Source organism: Allobosea sp. 10L417 (assembly GCF_056395485.1).
On the sequence record NZ_JBFTJP010000001.1, the window covers coordinates 1,071,771 to 1,090,123 of the forward strand.

General features: G+C 68.0%; 15 protein-coding genes and 1 pseudogene. 10 read left to right on the plus strand and 6 right to left on the minus strand.

Going from position 1 to position 18,353, the window contains the following annotated elements; all coding sequences use genetic code 11:
• The first annotated feature begins 10 nt into the window (after nucleotides 1-10).
• Nucleotides 11-1,246: a histidine kinase gene (locus tag AC1DE3_RS05450; protein ID WP_476852155.1), complete on the plus strand. Its 1,236-nt coding sequence runs from the start codon at nucleotides 11-13 to the stop codon at nucleotides 1,244-1,246.
• Between the two features lie 120 nt (nucleotides 1,247-1,366).
• Here the strand turns inward: AC1DE3_RS05450 and AC1DE3_RS05455 are convergent, their stop codons facing one another.
• Nucleotides 1,367-2,314, minus strand: coding sequence for a polyprenyl synthetase family protein (locus AC1DE3_RS05455; protein ID WP_476852156.1), 948 nt, complete (start codon nucleotides 2,312-2,314; stop codon nucleotides 1,367-1,369).
• Nucleotides 2,315-2,440: 126 nt separating this feature from the next.
• Here AC1DE3_RS05455 and mtgA point away from each other — a divergent pair, with 126 nt between their 5' ends.
• The 5 genes from mtgA to AC1DE3_RS05480 all read left to right on the plus strand — a co-directional run bounded on the left by mtgA (nucleotide 2,441) and on the right by AC1DE3_RS05480 (nucleotide 6,654).
• A complete protein-coding gene (mtgA, locus tag AC1DE3_RS05460) occupies nucleotides 2,441-3,109 on the plus strand; it encodes a monofunctional biosynthetic peptidoglycan transglycosylase (protein WP_441510408.1) in 669 nt (222 codons plus the stop codon).
• A gap of 150 nt (nucleotides 3,110-3,259) precedes the next feature.
• On the plus strand, nucleotides 3,260-3,445 hold the full coding sequence (gene rpmF, locus AC1DE3_RS05465) for a 50S ribosomal protein L32 (protein WP_054143317.1): 186 nt from the start codon (nucleotides 3,260-3,262) through the stop codon (nucleotides 3,443-3,445).
• A gap of 468 nt (nucleotides 3,446-3,913) precedes the next feature.
• Complete coding sequence (locus tag AC1DE3_RS05470; protein WP_476852157.1) at nucleotides 3,914-5,608, plus strand: EAL domain-containing protein; 1,695 nt, start codon at nucleotides 3,914-3,916, stop codon at nucleotides 5,606-5,608.
• A gap of 67 nt (nucleotides 5,609-5,675) precedes the next feature.
• Nucleotides 5,676-6,161 (plus strand): hypothetical protein, encoded by a 486-nt coding sequence (locus tag AC1DE3_RS05475; protein WP_476852158.1) that lies wholly within the window; start codon nucleotides 5,676-5,678, stop codon nucleotides 6,159-6,161.
• 49 nt (nucleotides 6,162-6,210) lie between these two features.
• A complete protein-coding gene (locus tag AC1DE3_RS05480) occupies nucleotides 6,211-6,654 on the plus strand; it encodes a DUF2721 domain-containing protein (RefSeq protein WP_441510411.1) in 444 nt (147 codons plus the stop codon).
• A gap of 278 nt (nucleotides 6,655-6,932) precedes the next feature.
• Here AC1DE3_RS05480 and phaR read toward each other — a convergent pair whose 3' ends face one another.
• A complete protein-coding gene (gene phaR, locus AC1DE3_RS05485) occupies nucleotides 6,933-7,535 on the minus strand; it encodes a polyhydroxyalkanoate synthesis repressor PhaR (RefSeq protein ID WP_476852159.1) in 603 nt (200 codons plus the stop codon).
• Between the two features lie 306 nt (nucleotides 7,536-7,841).
• On the opposite strand from phaR, the gene AC1DE3_RS05490 reads away from it, so the two are divergent.
• From AC1DE3_RS05490 to phbB, 3 genes and pseudogenes are all read left to right on the plus strand, one after another.
• On the plus strand, nucleotides 7,842-9,020 hold the full coding sequence (locus tag AC1DE3_RS05490; RefSeq protein ID WP_476780249.1) for an acetyl-CoA C-acetyltransferase: 1,179 nt from the start codon (nucleotides 7,842-7,844) through the stop codon (nucleotides 9,018-9,020).
• Between the two features lie 13 nt (nucleotides 9,021-9,033).
• Nucleotides 9,034-9,249, plus strand: a pseudogene (locus tag AC1DE3_RS05495) (DUF1737 domain-containing protein).
• A 43-nt stretch (nucleotides 9,250-9,292) separates the two neighbouring features.
• On the plus strand, nucleotides 9,293-10,018 hold the full coding sequence (gene phbB, locus AC1DE3_RS05500; protein ID WP_476852160.1) for an acetoacetyl-CoA reductase: 726 nt from the start codon (nucleotides 9,293-9,295) through the stop codon (nucleotides 10,016-10,018).
• A 70-nt stretch (nucleotides 10,019-10,088) separates the two neighbouring features.
• On the opposite strand, the gene AC1DE3_RS05505 is transcribed toward phbB, so the two are convergent.
• Together AC1DE3_RS05505 and AC1DE3_RS05510 are read right to left on the minus strand one after the other, a co-directional pair.
• Nucleotides 10,089-11,327 (minus strand): MFS transporter, encoded by a 1,239-nt coding sequence (locus AC1DE3_RS05505; protein WP_441510415.1) that lies wholly within the window; start codon nucleotides 11,325-11,327, stop codon nucleotides 10,089-10,091.
• Nucleotides 11,328-11,462: 135 nt separating this feature from the next.
• A complete protein-coding gene (locus tag AC1DE3_RS05510; protein ID WP_476796819.1) occupies nucleotides 11,463-12,665 on the minus strand; it encodes an MFS transporter in 1,203 nt (400 codons plus the stop codon).
• Nucleotides 12,666-13,043: 378 nt separating this feature from the next.
• On the opposite strand from AC1DE3_RS05510, the gene yddG reads away from it, so the two are divergent.
• Nucleotides 13,044-13,901, plus strand: coding sequence for an aromatic amino acid exporter YddG (yddG, locus tag AC1DE3_RS05515; protein WP_476852161.1), 858 nt, complete (start codon nucleotides 13,044-13,046; stop codon nucleotides 13,899-13,901).
• Between the two features lie 124 nt (nucleotides 13,902-14,025).
• On the opposite strand, the gene AC1DE3_RS05520 is transcribed toward yddG, so the two are convergent.
• Nucleotides 14,026-16,776: a TIGR02302 family protein gene (locus tag AC1DE3_RS05520; protein ID WP_476852162.1), complete on the minus strand. Its 2,751-nt coding sequence runs from the start codon at nucleotides 16,774-16,776 to the stop codon at nucleotides 14,026-14,028.
• Between the two features lie 223 nt (nucleotides 16,777-16,999).
• A complete protein-coding gene (gene lysA / locus AC1DE3_RS05525) occupies nucleotides 17,000-18,283 on the minus strand; it encodes a diaminopimelate decarboxylase (RefSeq protein ID WP_476852163.1) in 1,284 nt (427 codons plus the stop codon).
• Between the last annotated feature and the right edge of the window lie 70 nt (nucleotides 18,284-18,353).

Here is an 18,353-nt window from a genome sequence, read left to right on the forward strand (position 1 = left end):
AGTGAGGCCAATGGCCGATTTCTACCCGATCCTGGCGCGTGCCGTCGCCGGGCTGCCCGACAACTCCGCCGAGACGCGCCGCTCCATCTACGACCGGGCGCGGACGGCCCTGGTCGCGCAGCTGCGCGGCCTCGACCCGCCGCTGAGCGAGGCCGAGATCATGCGCGAGCGCCTGGCGCTCGACGAGGCCGTCGCCCGGATCGAGGCGGATTACGAGGTGGCACCGGCCGAGCAGCCGGTCGCCGAAGGTCCCGTGATTCGCCCTGTCGAGACTTCCCCGCAGCCGCCGCGCCCGCCCGAGCCCAAGAAGCAGCCGGCATTCGCCCCGCTGCCCGCCCCCGCCGGCGAGGATGAGGGCGAGCCGCTGCCTGAGCCGGCCGCGCCACAGGCCGCCCGCCCGCGCGTGCAGCCGCCGCGCGAATCCCGGGTAAAGCCCGGCCATATCCGTTCCGCCGTGGTCGGCGGCGTCGTCGCGATCGCGGTCGCGGCGATCGCGGCCACCGCGATCTATGTCCACAAGCTGAAGCCGCAGGACGCAGCCCGCCCGAACGGCGAGGCGAGCACCCAGCAGGCGCAGCCGGCCCAGCCTGAAGGCAACGGCAAGATCGCCGACCGCGTCGGCGAGCCGGCCCAGGGCCGGACCGGCAGCAATACGGCGAGCGCCTCCCCGGGCGTTCCGGTCCCGCAGCCGGGCGGCGAGATCGCCGTCGCCCAGCGCGCCATCCTCTACACCGAGGCTCCCGAGAACCCGCAGCAGCCCCGGGCCGTCACCGGCCGCGTCTTCTGGCGCCTCGACAGTGAGAGCGCCGGCCAGGGCCGTCCGGTCGAGACGATCGTGCGCGCCACCGTCGAGATTCCCGATGCCGGGCTCAATCTCGACTTCACCGTCCGCCGCAACACGGATTCCGCCTTCCCCGCCTCGCACATCATCGGACTGCGCTTCACCAACAGCGGCGACCCGGCGTCGAAGGCGATCAAGGAAATCGGCGTGCCGCAGTTCAAGACCGAGGAAGGCGAGCGCGGCGCACCGCTCTCGGCCATCAACTCGGCGCTGGGTGACAATCTCTTCGTCGCCGCCTTGTCCAACGTGCCGGTCGAGGTCGAGCGCAACATCGATCTGATCCTCAACCGCAGCTGGATCGATATCCCCGTGCTGTTCACCTCGGGCCGGCGAGGTATCATCACCTTCGAGAAGGGTGTTTCGGGCAGCCAGACGCTGACTGACGCCTTCAACCGCTGGCGGTAAGCGAGCCGTCATCCTCGGGCGCAGCGAAGCGCTGACCCGAGGATCGCCAGACAAGCGAAGCCACCGTTTCCTTCCGCAAGAGATGCTCGGGTCAAGCCCGAGCATGACGGCGCAATACCGTCAGCTTTTCCGCTGCGCCGCGAAGCACGCGGCTGCCCTGAGCACATCCGCCTGCGGGCCAAAACCTGCAAGCGCCGCCACCGCAGCCTCGCTCAGCCGGTCGCGCTCGCGCTTGGCGCCGTCGAGGCCGAGCGCGCCGATCAGAGTCGCCTTGCCCTTGTCCTCGTCCTTCGCCGTCGCCTTGCCCATCCGGGCGGCGTCCGATTCGACATCGAGGATGTCGTCGGCGACCTGGAAGGTCGCGCCGAGCGCGCGGCCGTACTGGCCGAGCGCCGCCAGCGCCGCCGCATCGGCACCACCGAGGCGCGCACCGATCTCGACGCTGGCAGCCAGCAGCGCCCCGGTCTTCATCGCCTGAAGCTGGCGGATCGTGGCCTCCGACAGCGAGCCGCGCTGCGCCTCGAACCGTCCCTCGGCGGCGAGGTCCAGCATCTGGCCGCCGACCATGCCGCCGAGCCCGGAGGCGCGCGCCAGCGCGCTCACCAGCGCGGCCCGCACGGCGCCGTCAGGATGGGTCGCCTCATCGGCGAGAACCTCGAAGGCCAGCGTCAGCAGCGCGTCGCCGGCCAGGATCGCGGTCGCTTCGTCGAAGGCCTTGTGCACCGTCGGCCGGCCGCGGCGCAGATCGTCGTCGTCCATGGCCGGCAGGTCGTCATGGACCAGCGAATAGCAATGCAGCAGTTCGACGGCTGCGCCTGCCCGCAGTCCCTGCTCGGGAGCGGCGCCGAGGAGGCGGGCCGTCTCGACCGTCAGGAAGGGGCGCAGGCGCTTGCCGCCGCCGAGCGCGCCGTGGCGCATCGCCGCAACGAGGCGTGGCGGGCGCGCGATCTCTCCCTCGGCCGGCTTGGACGCGAGCAGCGCCGCGAGCAGCGCCTCGATGGCCTCGGCATTCTGCGCGAGCCGCCGGTCGAGGTCGCCATGGCTGGCCGGAGTGGTGACGGAACTCATGCGCGGATCTCGCGTTCGCTGCCGGGACGGGGGCCTTGCCGGACGATGGCGGCATCGTCAAGCTGCGCCGCCATGACGCAGGACATCACGGATCGGCCGATCGACCGGCGAGGAGGGCGAAGCAACGTGCTGGGCAGGTTCATCGGCCTTTGCGTCAGGCTCGCCTGCTGGCTGCTCCTTCTCCTCGCCGTGGCAATCCTGCTCTACCGGGTCGTGCCCGTTCCCTCGACGCTGATGCTGGCTCGCTGGCTGACGCTGCGCCCCGTCGAACGCGAATGGGTGCCGCTGGCGCAGATCTCGCCCAATCTGATCCGCGCCGTCATCGCCGCCGAGGACCAGCGCTTCTGCAGCCATCGCGGCGTCGACTGGATCGAGCTCAACGCCGTTCTGGAGGATGAGGACGGCCCCAGCCGCGGGGCCTCGACGCTGACCATGCAGACCGCCAAGAACGTGTTCCTCTGGCCCGGCCGCTCCTATATCCGCAAAGGGCTGGAGATTCCGCTGGCGCTGGCGATCGACTTCGCCTGGGGCAAGCAGCGGGTGATCGAGGTCTATCTCAACGTCGCGGAATGGGGCCATGGCCTGTTCGGGGCCGAGGCCGCCGCGCAGCGCTATTTCGGCAAATCCGCTGCGCGACTCAGCCCCGCCGAAGCTGCGCGGCTGGCGGCGGCGCTGCCGAATCCCCTGTTGCGCGACCCCGGGCGGCCGAACCGGGGGCTGCAATCGGCCGCGGCACGCACGCAGCGCCGACTCGGGCAGCTGGGATCTCTCGGAGATTGCGCACTTCCCGACTGATCCCGCCGTCATTCCGAAGAAATCCGGATTCTGCACTAGCCATCGCCGCCTCGCCGGTGTATGGGCAACGCCTCATGAGATTGATCCGTCGCCGTGGCGGAGGCGTGGCCTTATGGCCTGCGTCCGAACGGTGGCACGATGGAGAGTACAATGGCCGTTCCGAAGAGAAAGACGTCGCCGTCGAAGCGTGGCATGCGCCGCTCGGCCGACGCGCTGAAGCAGCCCACCTATATCGAGGACAAGAACTCGGGCGAGCTGCGCCGTCCGCACCATGTCGACCTGAAGAGCGGCATGTATCGCGGCCGTCAGGTCCTCAAGGTCAAGACCGAGGCTTGAGCCGGAGGCGGCAGCGATGCCGCTCCAGCGACGATCAATGCGAACCGGCCGCGAGGCCGGTTTTTCTTTGCGCGCTTTCCGTCAGCCCCGGGGAGACGTGCGCGGCCGTGGCAGCCGGCCCCTCGGCAGCAGCTGCGCCGCCGCCCGGTAGCACCCGGCGGCTGATTGCGGGGTCGTTATCCCCTTGCGCGCGAAAGGGCCGATCTCCGCCCGCGCTGCGGCAGCCTGCAGCAGCAGCAGCGCAGATGACTCGACATGGGCTGCATTGCGCCCCGGCCAAACTCGGGCCTCCACCATGTCTCACTCCGGCACAAACTCAATGTGACGGCGTGCAAGCTGCAATCCGGTGGCCAGCCTTAACGGCGCGTTAATCAAAATTGCCGCATCGTTTCGAGGCACTTCCTACCATCCGGACGGGCGACGAAGCACCAGGACGGCGCTGCGTGGCCATCCCTCTGAGGCCGAGCGATGCCCACCCCTTCGATCTTCAGCTTCCAGAACGGCGGCCCGGTCGACCCCCGCAGCATCCTCTCCTCGATCGGCGAAGTGGTTTACGGCTGGGACGTCCAGAGCGACGCGCTCACCTGGGGCCCGAATGTCGGCGAGGTCCTGGGCCCGGTCCCGGCACCGACGCTGGCGCGCGGCCTCGCCTTCGCCGGCCTCGTCGAGCCCGGCAGCGGCCCGAGCCGCTATGATGCGATCTTCGGTTCCAGCGAGCGCGACCAGGGCGACGGCGTGATCTATCGCACCCGCTATGCCGTCGACCTCGCCGGCCGCAAGATGTGGGCCGAGGATACCGGCCGCTGGTTCGCCGGCACTGATGGCCGTCCGGCGCGCGCGCGCGGCATCCTCCGGCTCGAGCGTGCCGCACGGGCCGACGAGCTGGAGCGCCTCGGCAACGAACTCTGCGACCGCCCAGCCCTGCTGGAGCGTATCGACGCGGCGCTCAAGGAGCAGCCGCCGGCCGAGCGCCCCGTCGTGATCCTGGTGGCGGCGATCGACGAGCTCGCGCGCCTGAACGACGATTTCGGCCATGAGGCGACCGACGAGATCATCAGCACCGTGCATGAGCGGCTGCGCTCGGTCACGCGCCGGCGGGACCATCTCGTCCGCTACGCCGGCAACAGTTTCGCGATCCTGCTGGTCGGCTGCCCGCAGGACCAGATCGAATCGGCCGCGCGGCGCTTCATCAAGATCGTCGCCCAATCGGCGATCGAGACCGCGCGCGGCATCGCGCTCGTACGCCTGCGTGTCGGCGCCGCCAGCGCACCGGAGCTGGGAACCCATGCCGGCTCGCTGCTGGCCGCGGCCGAGGGAGCCCTGGCCGCAGCTCGCGCCGGCGCCATCGACACCGCCGTCACCGCCAAGCCGCGCCCGCGCCGCGAAGCGGCGTCCGACCAGATGGGCTTCGACGTGCAGGCCATCGCGGCCCTGAACGAGAGGCGCGTGCAGCTCGCCCTGCAGCCCGTGGTCAGGGCCGGCTCGCGCGAACCGGCCTTCCACGAGGCGCTGCTGCGGGTCGGCCAGGACGAGACCGGGCTCTACTTCTCCTCGGCCGAGCTGATCCCCATGCTGGAACGGCGCGGCCTCGTACGGCTGTTCGACCATCGCGTGCTCGAGCTCGCCATGGACATGCTGTGCGACGACCCCGCCCTGGTGCTGTCGGTCAACGTCTCTCCCCGCTCGCTGACCGATCCGGAATGGTTCGACGCCTTCGTGGCCTGCACGGCTGCCGCCAGAAGCGAAGCTTCACGCCTGATCGTCGAGGTCACGGAGACCGCGACGATCGAGAACCCGATGCGGGTGGCGAAGCTGCTCGGAGGCATCAAGGCGCAGGGCGCGCGCATCGCCATCGACGATTTCGGCGCCGGTCACACCTCGCTGCGCCATCTGCGCGCTTTCCCGATCGACATCCTGAAGATCGACGGCGCCTTCACGCAGAATCTGCGGCGTTCGACCGACGACCGCTTCTATGTTCGCACGCTCATCGATCTCGCCGGCCATCTCGGCGTCGAGACGGTGGCCGAATGGGTCGACGACGAGATGCAGGCCGCCATGCTGCGTGACTGGGGCGTGACCTATCTGCAAGGGCACCTCGTCGGCCGTGCCGAGCTGCATGCGCCGGCGCAGCAGGCACAGCGCCGGAAGCTCGCGGCCGGCTGACGTTGCGATATGTACCCCCCGATGGCAGTATTCGCGCGCTTGCGCACCTTTGCAGAGAGGTCATCAGATGAGCCTCCGTGCGATTATCCCCGCCCTGTTTTCGACATCGACGGCGCCGGTTGCGGCGTCCGCGCAGCAGGCGCAGCCGATCACGCGCCGCCGGGTTCGCCGGCGGCCACAATCACCATTCCGGCCAATCGGCACCCGTAGAACTGGAGGCAATATGGAGCATCGCGGTACATTGCCAGTCTGGGCCTGCTGGATCGCCGGCCTCAGCGCCGTCGGTTTCGCGTTGGCCGCGGGCCCGGGCTCGACCGGAAGCGCATCGGGCTGGGTGTTTCCGGCGGCACAGGCAGCCGAAGACCTGCCGCCGGAAATGATCGCCGCACAAATCCGCACGCAGGGTTTTGCGTGCGACAAGGCGCTTAACGCGACGCGAGACGCGGAGCGCTCCAGGCCGGACCATGCGGTGTGGATTCTCAAATGCGGCAACGCGACGTACCGGGTGAGCTTCGCCCCCGACATGGCGGCGAAAATCGAGCCGCTGCAATAGGCGCCCCATCTTCACCGATCGGTCCACCGGTGGTCGCAACGTGCAAAGCATGACGGAACTGCTGCCGGTAACGCCTTCGATCGATCAGCTCGGCCGCATCATCGCCAATGTCGCGGCCCCGGCATTCCTGCTGGGCGCCGTGGCCGCTTTCATCTCGTTGCTGATGGTCCGGATCAACCGCGTGATCGACCGCTCGCAGTTCATCCATTCCATCCCCGAAAGCGATTCCTCGAAATCCTTCCTCCGGGCCGACCTGCCTCGCCTGAGACACCGGGCCGCGCTTTTAAATAGAGCGTTGTTTTGCGCCATCGTGTCCGCAATATTGACGGCGCTCATCATCATCGTAGCCTTCATCAGTGCATTCCTGCACTTCGCCCATGAATATGGCGTCGCGCTCCTGTTCATCGCAGCCTTGCTGATGTTCTGCGCCTCTCTCATCGATCTCGCGCGCGAGGCTCGCATTGCGCTTCACGACAACGACCTGCGCGCGTGAATGAAGGCCGCTTGGATCGGCGCGCAAACCCGGCGGAAGGGCCTCTGGAGAACCGCAGCCGAGAACGCCCGCCAAGGGCCGACCCGTAGCCCGGCGGCGAAGGTCTGCTTGCCGGAAATCTCCCAACGTCAGAGCGTCGCGCGCGTCAGGCCTGACGGCCAGCTTTCGCCGATGTCAGATTCCGCCCTGCCGGGGCACCCGCCGCATCGATCCTCATTGGGCAATGAAAAGCCGCGCCCTCTCCTGCGAGGGCGCGGCTCAAATTCGTCCGAAGCGGCTCAGCGCGTGCGGGACAGCTTGTCGAGACGCTCGCGCATCTCGTTGAGCTCGCGCTTGAGATCGGTGATCTCGTTCCCGCCGGGTTGGGCGGCGGCCGGCTTCGCGCCTTCGGCCTCCTGACGGGCCTGGGCCGCCGCGGTGAACGGATTGAACAACCGGAACGCTTCGGTGAACATCTGCATGTTCGCACGCGTCTGCGCCTGGATGGCGTCGAGCGCATTGCCGCCGAACGCCGTCCCACCGAAGGCCTTGGCCATCTGCTCGCGGAACTTGTTCTGGTCCTGGGTAAAATTGTCCATCGAGAATTCGAGGTAGCGCGGCACCAGCGCCTGCATGCTGTCGCCATAGAAGCGGATGAGCTGCCGCAGGAAAGCGATCGGCAGCAGGTTCTGCCCGTCCTTGGCTTCCTCGTCGAAGATGATCTGCGCCAACACCGAACGCGTGATGTCCTCCCCGGACTTCGCGTCGTAGACGGCGAAATCCTCGCCCGCGCGCACCAGACCGGCGAGATCCTCCAAGGTGACGTAGGAGCTGGTACCTGTGTGGTAGAGACGCCGGTTGGCGTATTTCTTGATGACGGTTGGTTCTTTTTCGCTAGCCATCGGTCCTACTTGACGTTGTTCCGCGGCCACGGTTGATTCCGGCATGCTCGGCGGAGCGGTCTCCCTGTCCCGACGATAGACTGTCGGTGCTGCACCGCAAGCTCTTTGAGCGCGCGCCGCAAAAATCTGTCGGAAGTGAGGCGCGGTCTGCGACTTTCGTCGCCTCCCCACAACCACGCACGCGCCGTCGCGGTCTCGAATTCGCTGCTCACCCGTCTTGACGGCGTCGCAACAGGCTTCGAAGGTGGCGGGGAATGGTGCATCGGCGGGAGCGGTGCAGCAGCAACAACAAGTGAGGACACTCTCATGGCAGATTCAGATATCGTGATCGTCAGCGCTGCGCGCACGGCGGTCGGCGCCTTCAACGGTGCCTTCGCCAACACCCCCGCCCATGAGCTCGGCGCCGCCGCGATCAAGGAAGCGCTGAAGCGCGCCAAGGTCGAGGGCGGCGAGGTCGACGAGGTCGTCCTCGGCCAGGTGCTCGCCGCCGGCCAGGGCCAGAACCCGGCCCGCCAGGCCGCCATGGCCGCCGGCATCCCGCAGGAGAAGACCGCCTGGGGCCTCAACCAGCTCTGCGGCTCAGGCCTTCGCACCGTCGCCATCGGCCTCCAGCAGATCGCCAATGGCGACGCCGACATCATCGTCGCGGGCGGCATGGAATCGATGTCGCTGGCGCCGCATGCTTCCTATCTGCGCAACGGCACCAAGATGGGCGACGTCAAGTTCGTCGACACCATGATCAAGGACGGGCTCTGGGACGCTTTCCACGGCTACCATATGGGCACGACCGCCGAGAACGTCGCGACCAAGTACCAGATCAGCCGCGAGGAGCAGGACCGCTTCGCCGTCGCCTCGCAGAACAAGGCCGAGGCCGCCCAGAAGGCCGGCCGCTTCAAGGACGAGATCGTCCCCTTCACCATCTCGACGCGCAAGGGCGACATCGTCGTCGACAGCGACGAGTATCCGCGCCATGGCGCCACGCTGGAGGCCATGGCGAAGCTCAAGCCCGCCTTCTCCAAGGACGGCACGGTGACCGCCGGCAACGCCTCCGGCATCAACGACGGCGCCGCCGCTCTCGTCATCATGACCGCCAAGGAAGCGGCCCGCCGCGGCCTGACGCCGCTCGCCCGCATCGCCTCCTGGGCGACCGCCGGTGTCGACCCGGCGATCATGGGCACCGGCCCGATCCCCTCGACCCGCAAGGCGCTCGAGAAGGCCGGCTGGAAGGTCGGCGACCTCGATCTCGTCGAGGCCAACGAGGCCTTTGCGGCGCAGGCTCTGGCTGTGAACAAGGACCTCGGCTGGAACCCCGACATCGTCAACGTCAATGGCGGCGCCATCGCGATCGGCCATCCGATCGGCGCCTCCGGCGCGCGCGTGCTGGTGACGCTGCTGCACGAGATGGCCAAGCGCGACGCCAAGAAGGGCCTCGCCACGCTCTGCATCGGCGGCGGCATGGGCGTCGCCATGGCGGTCGAGCGCTGAGAAGCACCTGCCGATGGCGAAGCGCACGACGCTCTATCGCTATCTCACCGGCCCCGATGACGCCTCGTTCTGTCATCGGGTCAGCGAGGCCTTGAGCTAGGGCTGGTGTCTCTACGGCCAGCCGACGCTGACCTTTGACCCAACGCAAGGCCGCGTCATCTGCGGCCAGGCCATTATCAAGGATGTGGACGAGCCGTACTCGCCCACCCTGAAACTGTCCGAACAATGACGGCAGCAAGCCGCGCAGGTCTTCACAAAGAGGGAGAATGGCTATGACGAAAGTAGCGCTGGTTACGGGGGGCTCGCGCGGCATCGGCGCTGCGATCTCGAAAGGCCTGACGGCGGCCGGCTACAATGTCGCGGCGAGCTATGCCGGCAATGACGAGGCAGCGGCCAAGTTCTCCGCCGAGACCGGCATCAAGACCTATAAATGGGACGTCTCGGATTACGATTCCTGCGTCGCCGGCATCGCCAAGGTCGAGGCCGATCTCGGCCCTGTCGACGTGCTCGTCAACAATGCCGGCATCACGCGTGACGGCATGTTCCACAAGATGACCAAGGATCAGTGGGACGCCGTCATCAACACCAATCTCAACTCGCTCTTCAACATGACCCGCCCGGTCTGGGAGGGCATGCGCGCGCGCAAGTTCGGCCGCGTCATCTGCATCTCGTCGATCAACGGCCAGAAGGGCCAGATGGGCCAGGTCAACTACTCCGCCGCCAAGGCCGGGGACATCGGCTTCGTCAAGGCGCTGGCGCAGGAAGGCGCGCGGGCCGGCATCACGGTAAACGCGATCTGCCCCGGCTATATCGCCACCGAGATGGTGAAGGCGATCGATCCGGCCGTGATCGAGAAGTCGATCCTGCCGCATATCCCGGTCGGGCGCCTCGGCGAGCCCGAGGAGATCGCGCGGGCGGTGGTGTTCCTGGCCAGCGACGATGCCGGCTTCATCACCGGTTCCACCCTCTCGGCCAATGGCGGCCAGTTCATGGCCTGACCGGAGCACGCGTGCTCTATCAATAGTTTAGGACCGCCGCCCGGCAACGGGCGGCGGTTTTGCTTATCAATCAGGCCATGACGGGGCGCGGCGTGCCGTCGATCTCGGTCGCCTCCGGCTCCTGCGCGATCGGTGGATTGAGCGGATCGATGACCTCGAACGGTCGTTCGACCTTGTCCGGCGCCTCGCGCATCCGCATGCGCAAACCAGCGAAGGCGGCGAGCGCCAGCGCGATAGCGGCCATGAAGTAGAGCAGCCCGTCGATGTCGAAGCGCGCCATGATGCCGGCGCCGATCATGGGCCCGAGCGCCGAGCCGAAGCCGCTGACCAGGATGAGCCGCCCGCTCACCGCCACCACGCGGTCCGCCGGCATCCGGTCCAGCGCATGGGCGACGCAGACCGGATAGAGCGTCGACATGAAGCCGCCGAGCAGTGCCGCGACCGGCAGCACCGTCGCGAGCGAACGCGGCATCGCCAGCAGCAGCACGACGGCCGCCGCATAGCCGACGGCCAGCCCCGCCAGCACGAGGCGGCGGTCGTTGCGGTCCGACAGGCGCCCGACCGGGACCTGCAGCGCCAGCCCGCCGAGCACCGCGACCAGCATGAACAGCGCGATGGTCTGCTGCTGCACGCCGTTGCTGAGCATCCAGGCCGGCACCAGCGCATAGAAGGAGCTGGTGATGATGCCGCTGACGACGCAGCCGATCACGGAAATCGGCGCCTGCCGCGTCAGCTCGCCATAGCGCAGCGTCGCTTCCGGCACGAGGCCCGGCGCCTCCGCCCGCGTCGTGCTGACCATGACCAGCGCCAACGCGAAGAGCGCGATGATGACCTGGAACGCACCGGCAGATTGGATCGTAAGGCCGGCGATGGCGAGCTGGCCGATGGCCAGCGCCAGGAAGGTGCCGACCATATAGGTCGAGAAGACGCGGCCGCGCTGGTCCGGCACCGCCTTGGCGTTCAGCCAGCTCTCGGTGGTGACGAACAGCCCGACGCAGCCGATCCCGATCACCACCCGGCAGCCCGCCCAGACCAACGCCGAGGTCCAGAGCGGCATCAGCGCGGTCGCCACGACCACGAGGCCGGCGAAGGCCGTATAGGCGCGGATATGGCCGACGCGCTGGATCACTCCGCCGCTGGTCACGGCGCCGATGGTGAAGCCGATGAAATAGGCGCTAAGCACGATGCCGGTCGCGGCCGGGCCGAAATCCTCGAGCGTCACGCGCAAGGACAGGAAGGTGTTGAAGAAGCCGTTCGCGAGCTGCACCAGGCTCGTCGCGGCGATCAGTGTTCCGATCTGAACCAGCATCGGCCAACCTCTCCGCAGCGGCCGCAGCAATCGGCCGGATGCAAAGAGGGCTAGCGGCCGAATGTGGGCTCAATGCGTCAGGGCCGCCGGGAATGCCGGCGGCCCTGCAAAACGTTCGACACCGAGCCGCGCCGCTCAGCCCTGGCGCTTGCCCTTCGGCAGCAGGAAGGTCAGCAGGCCCACAGCCGGCAGCCAGGCGCAGATCTTGAACACCTGGATGATGCCGATCTGGTCGGCCAGCGCGCCGATGCCGGCCGCGGCGATGCCGCCCAGCCCGAAGGACAGGCCGTAGAACAATCCGCCGACCAGGCCGACGCGGTGCGGCACGAGGTCGATCGCGTAGATCAGGATCGCCGAGAAGGCGCTCGCCATGACGAAGCTGATGATGACGCTGAGCACGCCCGTCCAGAACAGATCGGCATAGGGCAGGATCAGCGCGAAGGGCAGCGAGCCGAGAATCGACAGCCAGATCACCCGGTCGCGGCCGATGCGGTCGCCGATCATGCCGCCGAGGATGACGCCCGCCGCGCCGACGACGAGATAGAGGAACAGCATGATCTGCGAGAGCTGCAGCGTGATGCCGAAGCGCTCGATCAGATAGAAGGTGTAGTAGGAGGTGAAGGCGGCGGTGTAGCCGTTCTTCGAGATCAGCAGGACGACCAGCACCGCCATCGCCAGCAGCACGCGCCCATGCGGCAGGCCATGGCTCGCAATCTCCTCGGCATGCACCGGGGATGCTTTCTGCTCGCGCCGCATCGCCGAATAGCGCGAGCCGAGCCAGCCCATCACCAGCATCGCCACCAGCACCACGCCCGAGAACCAGGACAGGCTCTCCTGGCCGCGCGGCACCACGATCATTGCAGCCAGCAGCGGGCCGATGGCGTAGCCGACATGGCCGCCGACCTGGAAGACGCCCTGTGCCAGCCCTTGCCGGCCGGCGGCAGCGTGGCGCGCCATCCGCGTGGCCTCGGGATGGAACACGGCCGAGCCCAAGCCGATCATCGCCGCGCCGATCAGCACGACGCCGTAGCTGTGAGCAAATGAGAGTAGCAGCAGCCCCGACAGCGTCGCGCACATGCCGGCGACCATCGCATAGGGCCAGGGCCTGCGGTCGGTGACATAACCGAGCAGCGGCTGCAGCAGCGAAGAGGTCACCTGGAAGGCGAGCGTGATCAGGCCGATCTGCACGAAATCGAGCTGATAGGCGTCCTTGATCAGCGGGTAGAGCGCCGGGATCATCGACTGGACGAGATCGTTCAGCAGATGTGCGACGCTCAGCGCGGCCAGAACCGGCATCAACGGACGGCGAGTGACGGATTGCAGCGGGATCGAGGTCATTTTCGAGGAATGATCCTCCTTGCCGACGCGGTCAACGCCCCGGCACGGCGCCAGGAACATGGCGCCCATGGCACCGAAGCCATGCTGCGGCGCAGCAGAACTCATCATTCGCATGCGCCTTTCCCAAGGTAAACGGGGGGACCCCCTTTTCTGTCAGGAGCGGAGTAGGGCTGAGGCTTTGGCCATCGGACCGGTAGAGCGCTCCATTTCGGCGGCGCGCGGCAAGGTCAGAACCAATCCCAACGGCCGCCTCTTCCCGTGACTTCTACCGCCGGGAGAGAGTTCCCCCGCGCTCACTGCACACCGCCTGGCGCCGACCCATCGGCAAGGCGCAACAAATCTGCTACCGCCGCCCTGTTTCGAAGCCCGGCTCCTCCCATGACCTCCCGCACCGCCACCCTCATCGGCTTCTGCGCGATCCTGCTCTGGTCGACGCTCGCACTCTTCACGGCAATGTCGGGGCGCGTTCCGCCTTTCCAGCTTGTGGCGATGACCTTCGTCATCGGCGGGCTGCTGATCCTCGCGATCACCGCCTTGCGCGGCGAGCTCTCCCGCATCCGGCCGACGCCCGCCTCCTTCGCCCTCGGACTTTACGGCCCCTTCGGCGATACCGCCCTGTACTACGCGGCAGTGAAGAACGCCCCTCCGGCCGAGGCGAACCTGATCCACTATCTCTGGCCGCTGCTGATCGTGCTCTTCGCGGCGCTGCTGCCGGGCGGTGGCCTGAAGCCTCGCCACCTCATCGGCGCGCTGATCGGCCTCGTCGCAACCGGGCTTCTGGTCTCCGGCGGGCTCGGAACGGGCAGCGGGATCGCGCTCGGCCATGTTCTCGCGGCGCTCGGCGCTTTCGTCTGGGCGAGCTATTCGGTGGCCTCGCGGCGCTTCGCGGGCGTGCCTTCGGAGAGTCTATGCGTCACCATGCTGGGCTGCGCCGTGCCGGCGCTCGCCGTGCATTTTGCCTTCGAGACCACGCTCTGGTCGCTGACGGCGACGGAATGGGCCGGCGTGCTCGGCCTTGGATTGGGCTCGATCGGGCTCGCCTTCGTCGTCTGGGACATCGGCATGAAGCAGGGCGACGTCGCGCTGCTCGGCGTTGCCTCCTATGCCGCGCCGGTGCTCTCGACGCTGATCCTCGTACTCTTCGGCTATGCCCCGGCGAGCTGGCTGCTCGGCGCCTCCTGCGCGCTCATCGTGGTGGGCGCGCTGGTGGCGAGCAGCGGGGGCAAGAAGGCTTAGCGAGAACGCGTCATTCTCGGGCGAAGCGAAGCGCACCCCCGAGAATCTCGTGACCAGACGAAACAGGTCTCCGTCATCCTCGGGTCAAGCCCGCGCATGACGGCTCGGCGGCGCCTAGCAGGTGTCAATTCCGCCGGAGCAGCCGCTCCAGATAATCCAGTTCCTCGGCAGGCCGCAGCGGATCGCCGAGGCGCTTGCGCAGCTCTTCGAGGATGCGCCGCGCCCTCTGGGTCGCGCTCTCATCGGCGCCCGGCACCTTGACGCGGCCATCGGCCCAGTCGCGCTGGCGCTGCGGCCGGCCGAGCGGATCCTCGCTGCCGCGCTGCTGCGCCGAAGGGCGGCCCTGCTGGCGTCCGTCCGGCTCGCCATAGGCCTGTCCCTCGCCTTCGCCCTCACCGGGCTGTCCCTGCATCTGCTGGGCGAGATTCTGGCCGCCGCGGCGCAACGCATCGAGGGCGCGGCCCTGCGCATCGAGCGCGCCCTCGCCCTGTCCCTGGCCGAGCTGCTGCTCGGCATCGCGCATGGCGTCCTCGGCCTCGCCGAGTTCTCCGTTCTGCGGCGCGCCCATGCCGCGCATCCGCCGCTGCAGATCCTGCAGCCGCTCACGCAAGGCCTGCTGGCGCTGGGAGAGGCCCTGCCCCTGGCCGTTCTGGCCCTGCATGCCCTCGCCGCCTTCGCCATCCTCACCCTGCTCGCCCGGCTGCTGGCCGGGTTGCTGGCCACGCTGGCCGCGTTGTCCTTGCTGTCCCTGCTGCCCTTGCTGGCCACGCTGGCCCGGCCGCGCCTGCTGCTGGCCCGGCCGCTGGCCGCGCTGGGTCTGGCCCTGGCCCTGCCGGCGCTGCTCGTTCTGATAGGTCTCGTCGCGCAGGTTCTGCTGGTCGCGCGTCATCCTGTCGAGATCGCCCAGCGCCTGGTTCATCTGGTTCTGGCGCGGATCGCGCTGGCCAGGGCGCGCCATCTGCAGATTGTTGAGCATCTGGTTGAGCTGCTCCATCAGGCGCTGCGCCTCGGCCATGTCGCCGCGCTTGGAGAGTTCCTCGATCCGATCGAGCATGTTCTGCAGGTCGCGCGGCGTCACCGTGCGGAAATTCTCCGGCAGCTGCGCCTGGTTCTGGTCGCCGTTCTGTTGCTGCTGGCGCATCATCTGTTCGGCGAGCTGGCGCATGAAATTGTCCATGGCCCGGCGCATCTCGTCGGTCAGCTTCTTGATCTCCTCCTCGGAGGCGCCGCGCTCCAGCGCCTGCTGCAGGTTCTCCTGCGCCTGCCGCAGCGCCCGCTCGGCATCGGACATGTCGCCGTCCTCGAGCTGCAGCGCCATCGCCCACATCAGCTCGGAAACCTCGCGCAATTCATCGTCGCTGCCGGATCGGCGCAACCGCTCGCCCAGCATGCGCATGCCGAGATAGACGCCTGTCTCCTTCATGAAGAGGTCAGGCTCGATCATCAGCGCGTCCATGGCGAGCTGCACCTTGGAACGGTCCTCGACGTTCATGACGAGCTTGCGCCGCTGCTCCACCAGCGCCTTGGCCAGCGGCTTGGTGAAGGTGCGCTGCGGCAGCAAGACCTCGATCGGCTCGGTCCGCCCCTCCTGGCCGGCCTCGTCCTTGGCGATCAGCACCATCCGGACCTTCGCGCCGGCCCAGGGATGGGCCGAGAAATCGACCGTGCTCTTCATCTCCTCTTCGGCGGCGGAGGGCGGCGGCACGGCGAGGTTCTGCTTCGGCGGCTCGACCAGCGAACGCCCGGCCGCAGTCGGATCAGGGCGCGAGACCGTCGCCTCGATCGAGGCGATGCCATAGTCGTCCTTGGCCTTGTAGGTGATGGCGAGGCCGCCCGACTGCGCGCCGGTCACCGGCTTCGGCGGGTCGGTGAAGGCGATGGTCGGCGGCTGGTCGGCGATGGCGGTGATGTGGAGCGTCGCGCCGGGCGCGCCGCTGCCGGTGAGCTTCAGCGTGCCGTTTCCGGCGAGCGTGAAGCGCTTCTCCAGCACCGCCTGCTGCGGCGCCCCGGACGGGGCCGGCTTCGCCGCGGCCGCATCCTTCGCCTGCGGAACCTTGGGCTGGGCATCCCCGCCCTCGCCCTCCTTCGCCTCCGGCTTGAGGAGCTCGAGCCGCCCGGTCGTGGCAACGTCCATATTGGTCTTGCCGGCGATGCGCACGACGATGACCGACTTCTCGGGAGCGCTGAGATTGGGGCTGGCGAGCTTGTTGAAATCAATCAGGATCGGCGGCAGGCGGGTATAGGCCGGCGGGTCGATCCAGGCATCGATGCGCGTCGAGGGCGCGCTGCCCGGCGGGCCCCTCCAGTCGAAGGCGGCGGAGATGCGCTGCGTCGCCTCAGGGCCGGCGACGAAGAAGGCGGTTATGGCGGCGAGCAGCGGCACGGCGCGTAGCGCCAGCTTGTCGTGCCCGGCCATGCGCGGCTGCGGCGGCGCGACCTTGAGCGACGCGACCTGCCGGCTCTGGCGCTCGACATGCAGCTTCCACAGGGCCTGCGACACCGGGTCGGCCGAGCCGACGGCGAGGTTGTCTTCCAGCGCCGAGGCCGGACGGTGGCCCCCGGCGAAGGAACGATCGAGCCGCGTGAGCGCATCGCGATGTGTCGGCAGGACAAGCCGCGCGACATGCCAGAGGCTGCCGATCAGCGCCGCTGTGAAGGCGAGCACGCCGATGAGCCGCCCATACCAGGGCAGATGCGTCCACAGCCCGAACCAGGATACGGCGAGAAAGGCGAGGAAAACGGCGAGCGTCAGCCACAGCCGCGGCCAGAGCCGCTCCCAGCCGAGCGAGACCCGCGAGGCGAGCGCGAGACGGCGAAGCCGCTGCCGGATGCCGTCGATCGTATCGGGCGCCTTGCGGCGCTCTGCCTCGCTCATGCCATCGCTCCGGGCGGCTCCCATTCCTGTCTGAACTTGCCTGACCGGGTCAGGCTAACACGGGAATGTGGCATTGCCAGTGCGAAGACGGTCTTTGCACCACGCTCGACGTTTCGTGAACGGACGCACACGCCGTCATGCTCGGGCTTGACCCGAGCATCTCCGAAACCAGAGCCCGCTGGTCATGAGATTCTCGGGTCAAGCCCGAGAATGACGCACGGATTTACGCAAACCAGCCGGGCAGCCGGTCGGTTCCGATCAGGTCTTCATAGCTCTGGCGCGGCCGAGTCACGGCATAGTCGTCGCCCTTGACCATGACCTCGGCGATCAGCAGCCGCTGGTTGTAGGTCGAAGACATCGAGGCGCCGTAGGCGCCGGCCGTCATGAAGGCGATGAGATCGTTCCGCCCGAGCTGCGGCAGAACCCGGCCGGCCGTGAAGGTGTCGCCGGATTCGCAGATCGGCCCGACGACGTCATAGGCAACCTCGGGCCCGCCGATCTCAGGCTCCGTCACCGGCCAGATCTCGTGATAGGCCTCGTACATCGCCGGCCGGACGAGGTCGTTCATCGCCGCGTCGACGACGAGGAACTGCTTGGTCGGGCGCGGATTGAGGTGCAGTACCCGCGTCAGCAGGATGCCGGCATTGCCGACGATGAGGCGGCCCGGCTCGAAGCCGAGCTCGACATCGAGGCCCTTCGTCACCCTGCCGACCATCTCGGCATAGGCATCGATCAGCCCCGGCCCGTAGTCGAAGGTCTTCGGGATGTCGTAGGGGATGCCGAGCCCGCCGCCGAGGTCGAGCCGGTCGACGCGGTGCCCCTCGCCTTTCAGCGAGCCGACCAGCGCAACCATCTTGGAATAGGCCGCCTCGAAGGCATCGATCTCGCGGATCTGGCTGCCGATATGGACGGCGAGCCCCATGATCCGGACACCCGGCATGTTGGCCGCCCGCGCATAGAGCCGGCCGACCTCCTCGAAGGAGACGCCGAACTTGTTTTCCGACGATCCGGTCGTGATCTTGGCATGGCCGCCGGCGCCGATATCGGGATTGACCCGGAACACGGCCTCCTGCCGCTTGCCGAGCGAAGCCGCGACCTTGGACAGCAGGTCGAGCTCGCTCTCGCTCTCGATATTGATCTGGTAGAGCCCGGCCTCGACCGCGAAGCGCAGCTCCTGCTCGCTCTTGCCGACGCCCGAGAACACGATCTTCTCCGGCGGGATGCCGGCAGCGAGCGCCTTGCGCACCTCGCCTTCGGAGACCGTGTCGATGCCGGCGCCGAGCGCGCCCAGCGTCTTCAGCACGCCGAGATTGCCGTTGGCCTTCATGGCGTAGAAGACATGGGTCTTGCCGGCGTTCTTCTTCATCGCCGCTGCGAAGAGCTTGTAGTGCCGTTCGATCGTCGCGGTGGAATAGACGTAGACGGGCGTGCCGACCTCGTCGGCGATGCGCTTGAGATCGACGCCCTCGGCATGGAGCGAGCCGTCGCGATAGGCGAAATGATGCATGGGTTAAGCTCGCAATGATAGACGCGGTGCACCCGCCGTCATTCTCGGGCGCAGCGAGACGCAGGCTCGA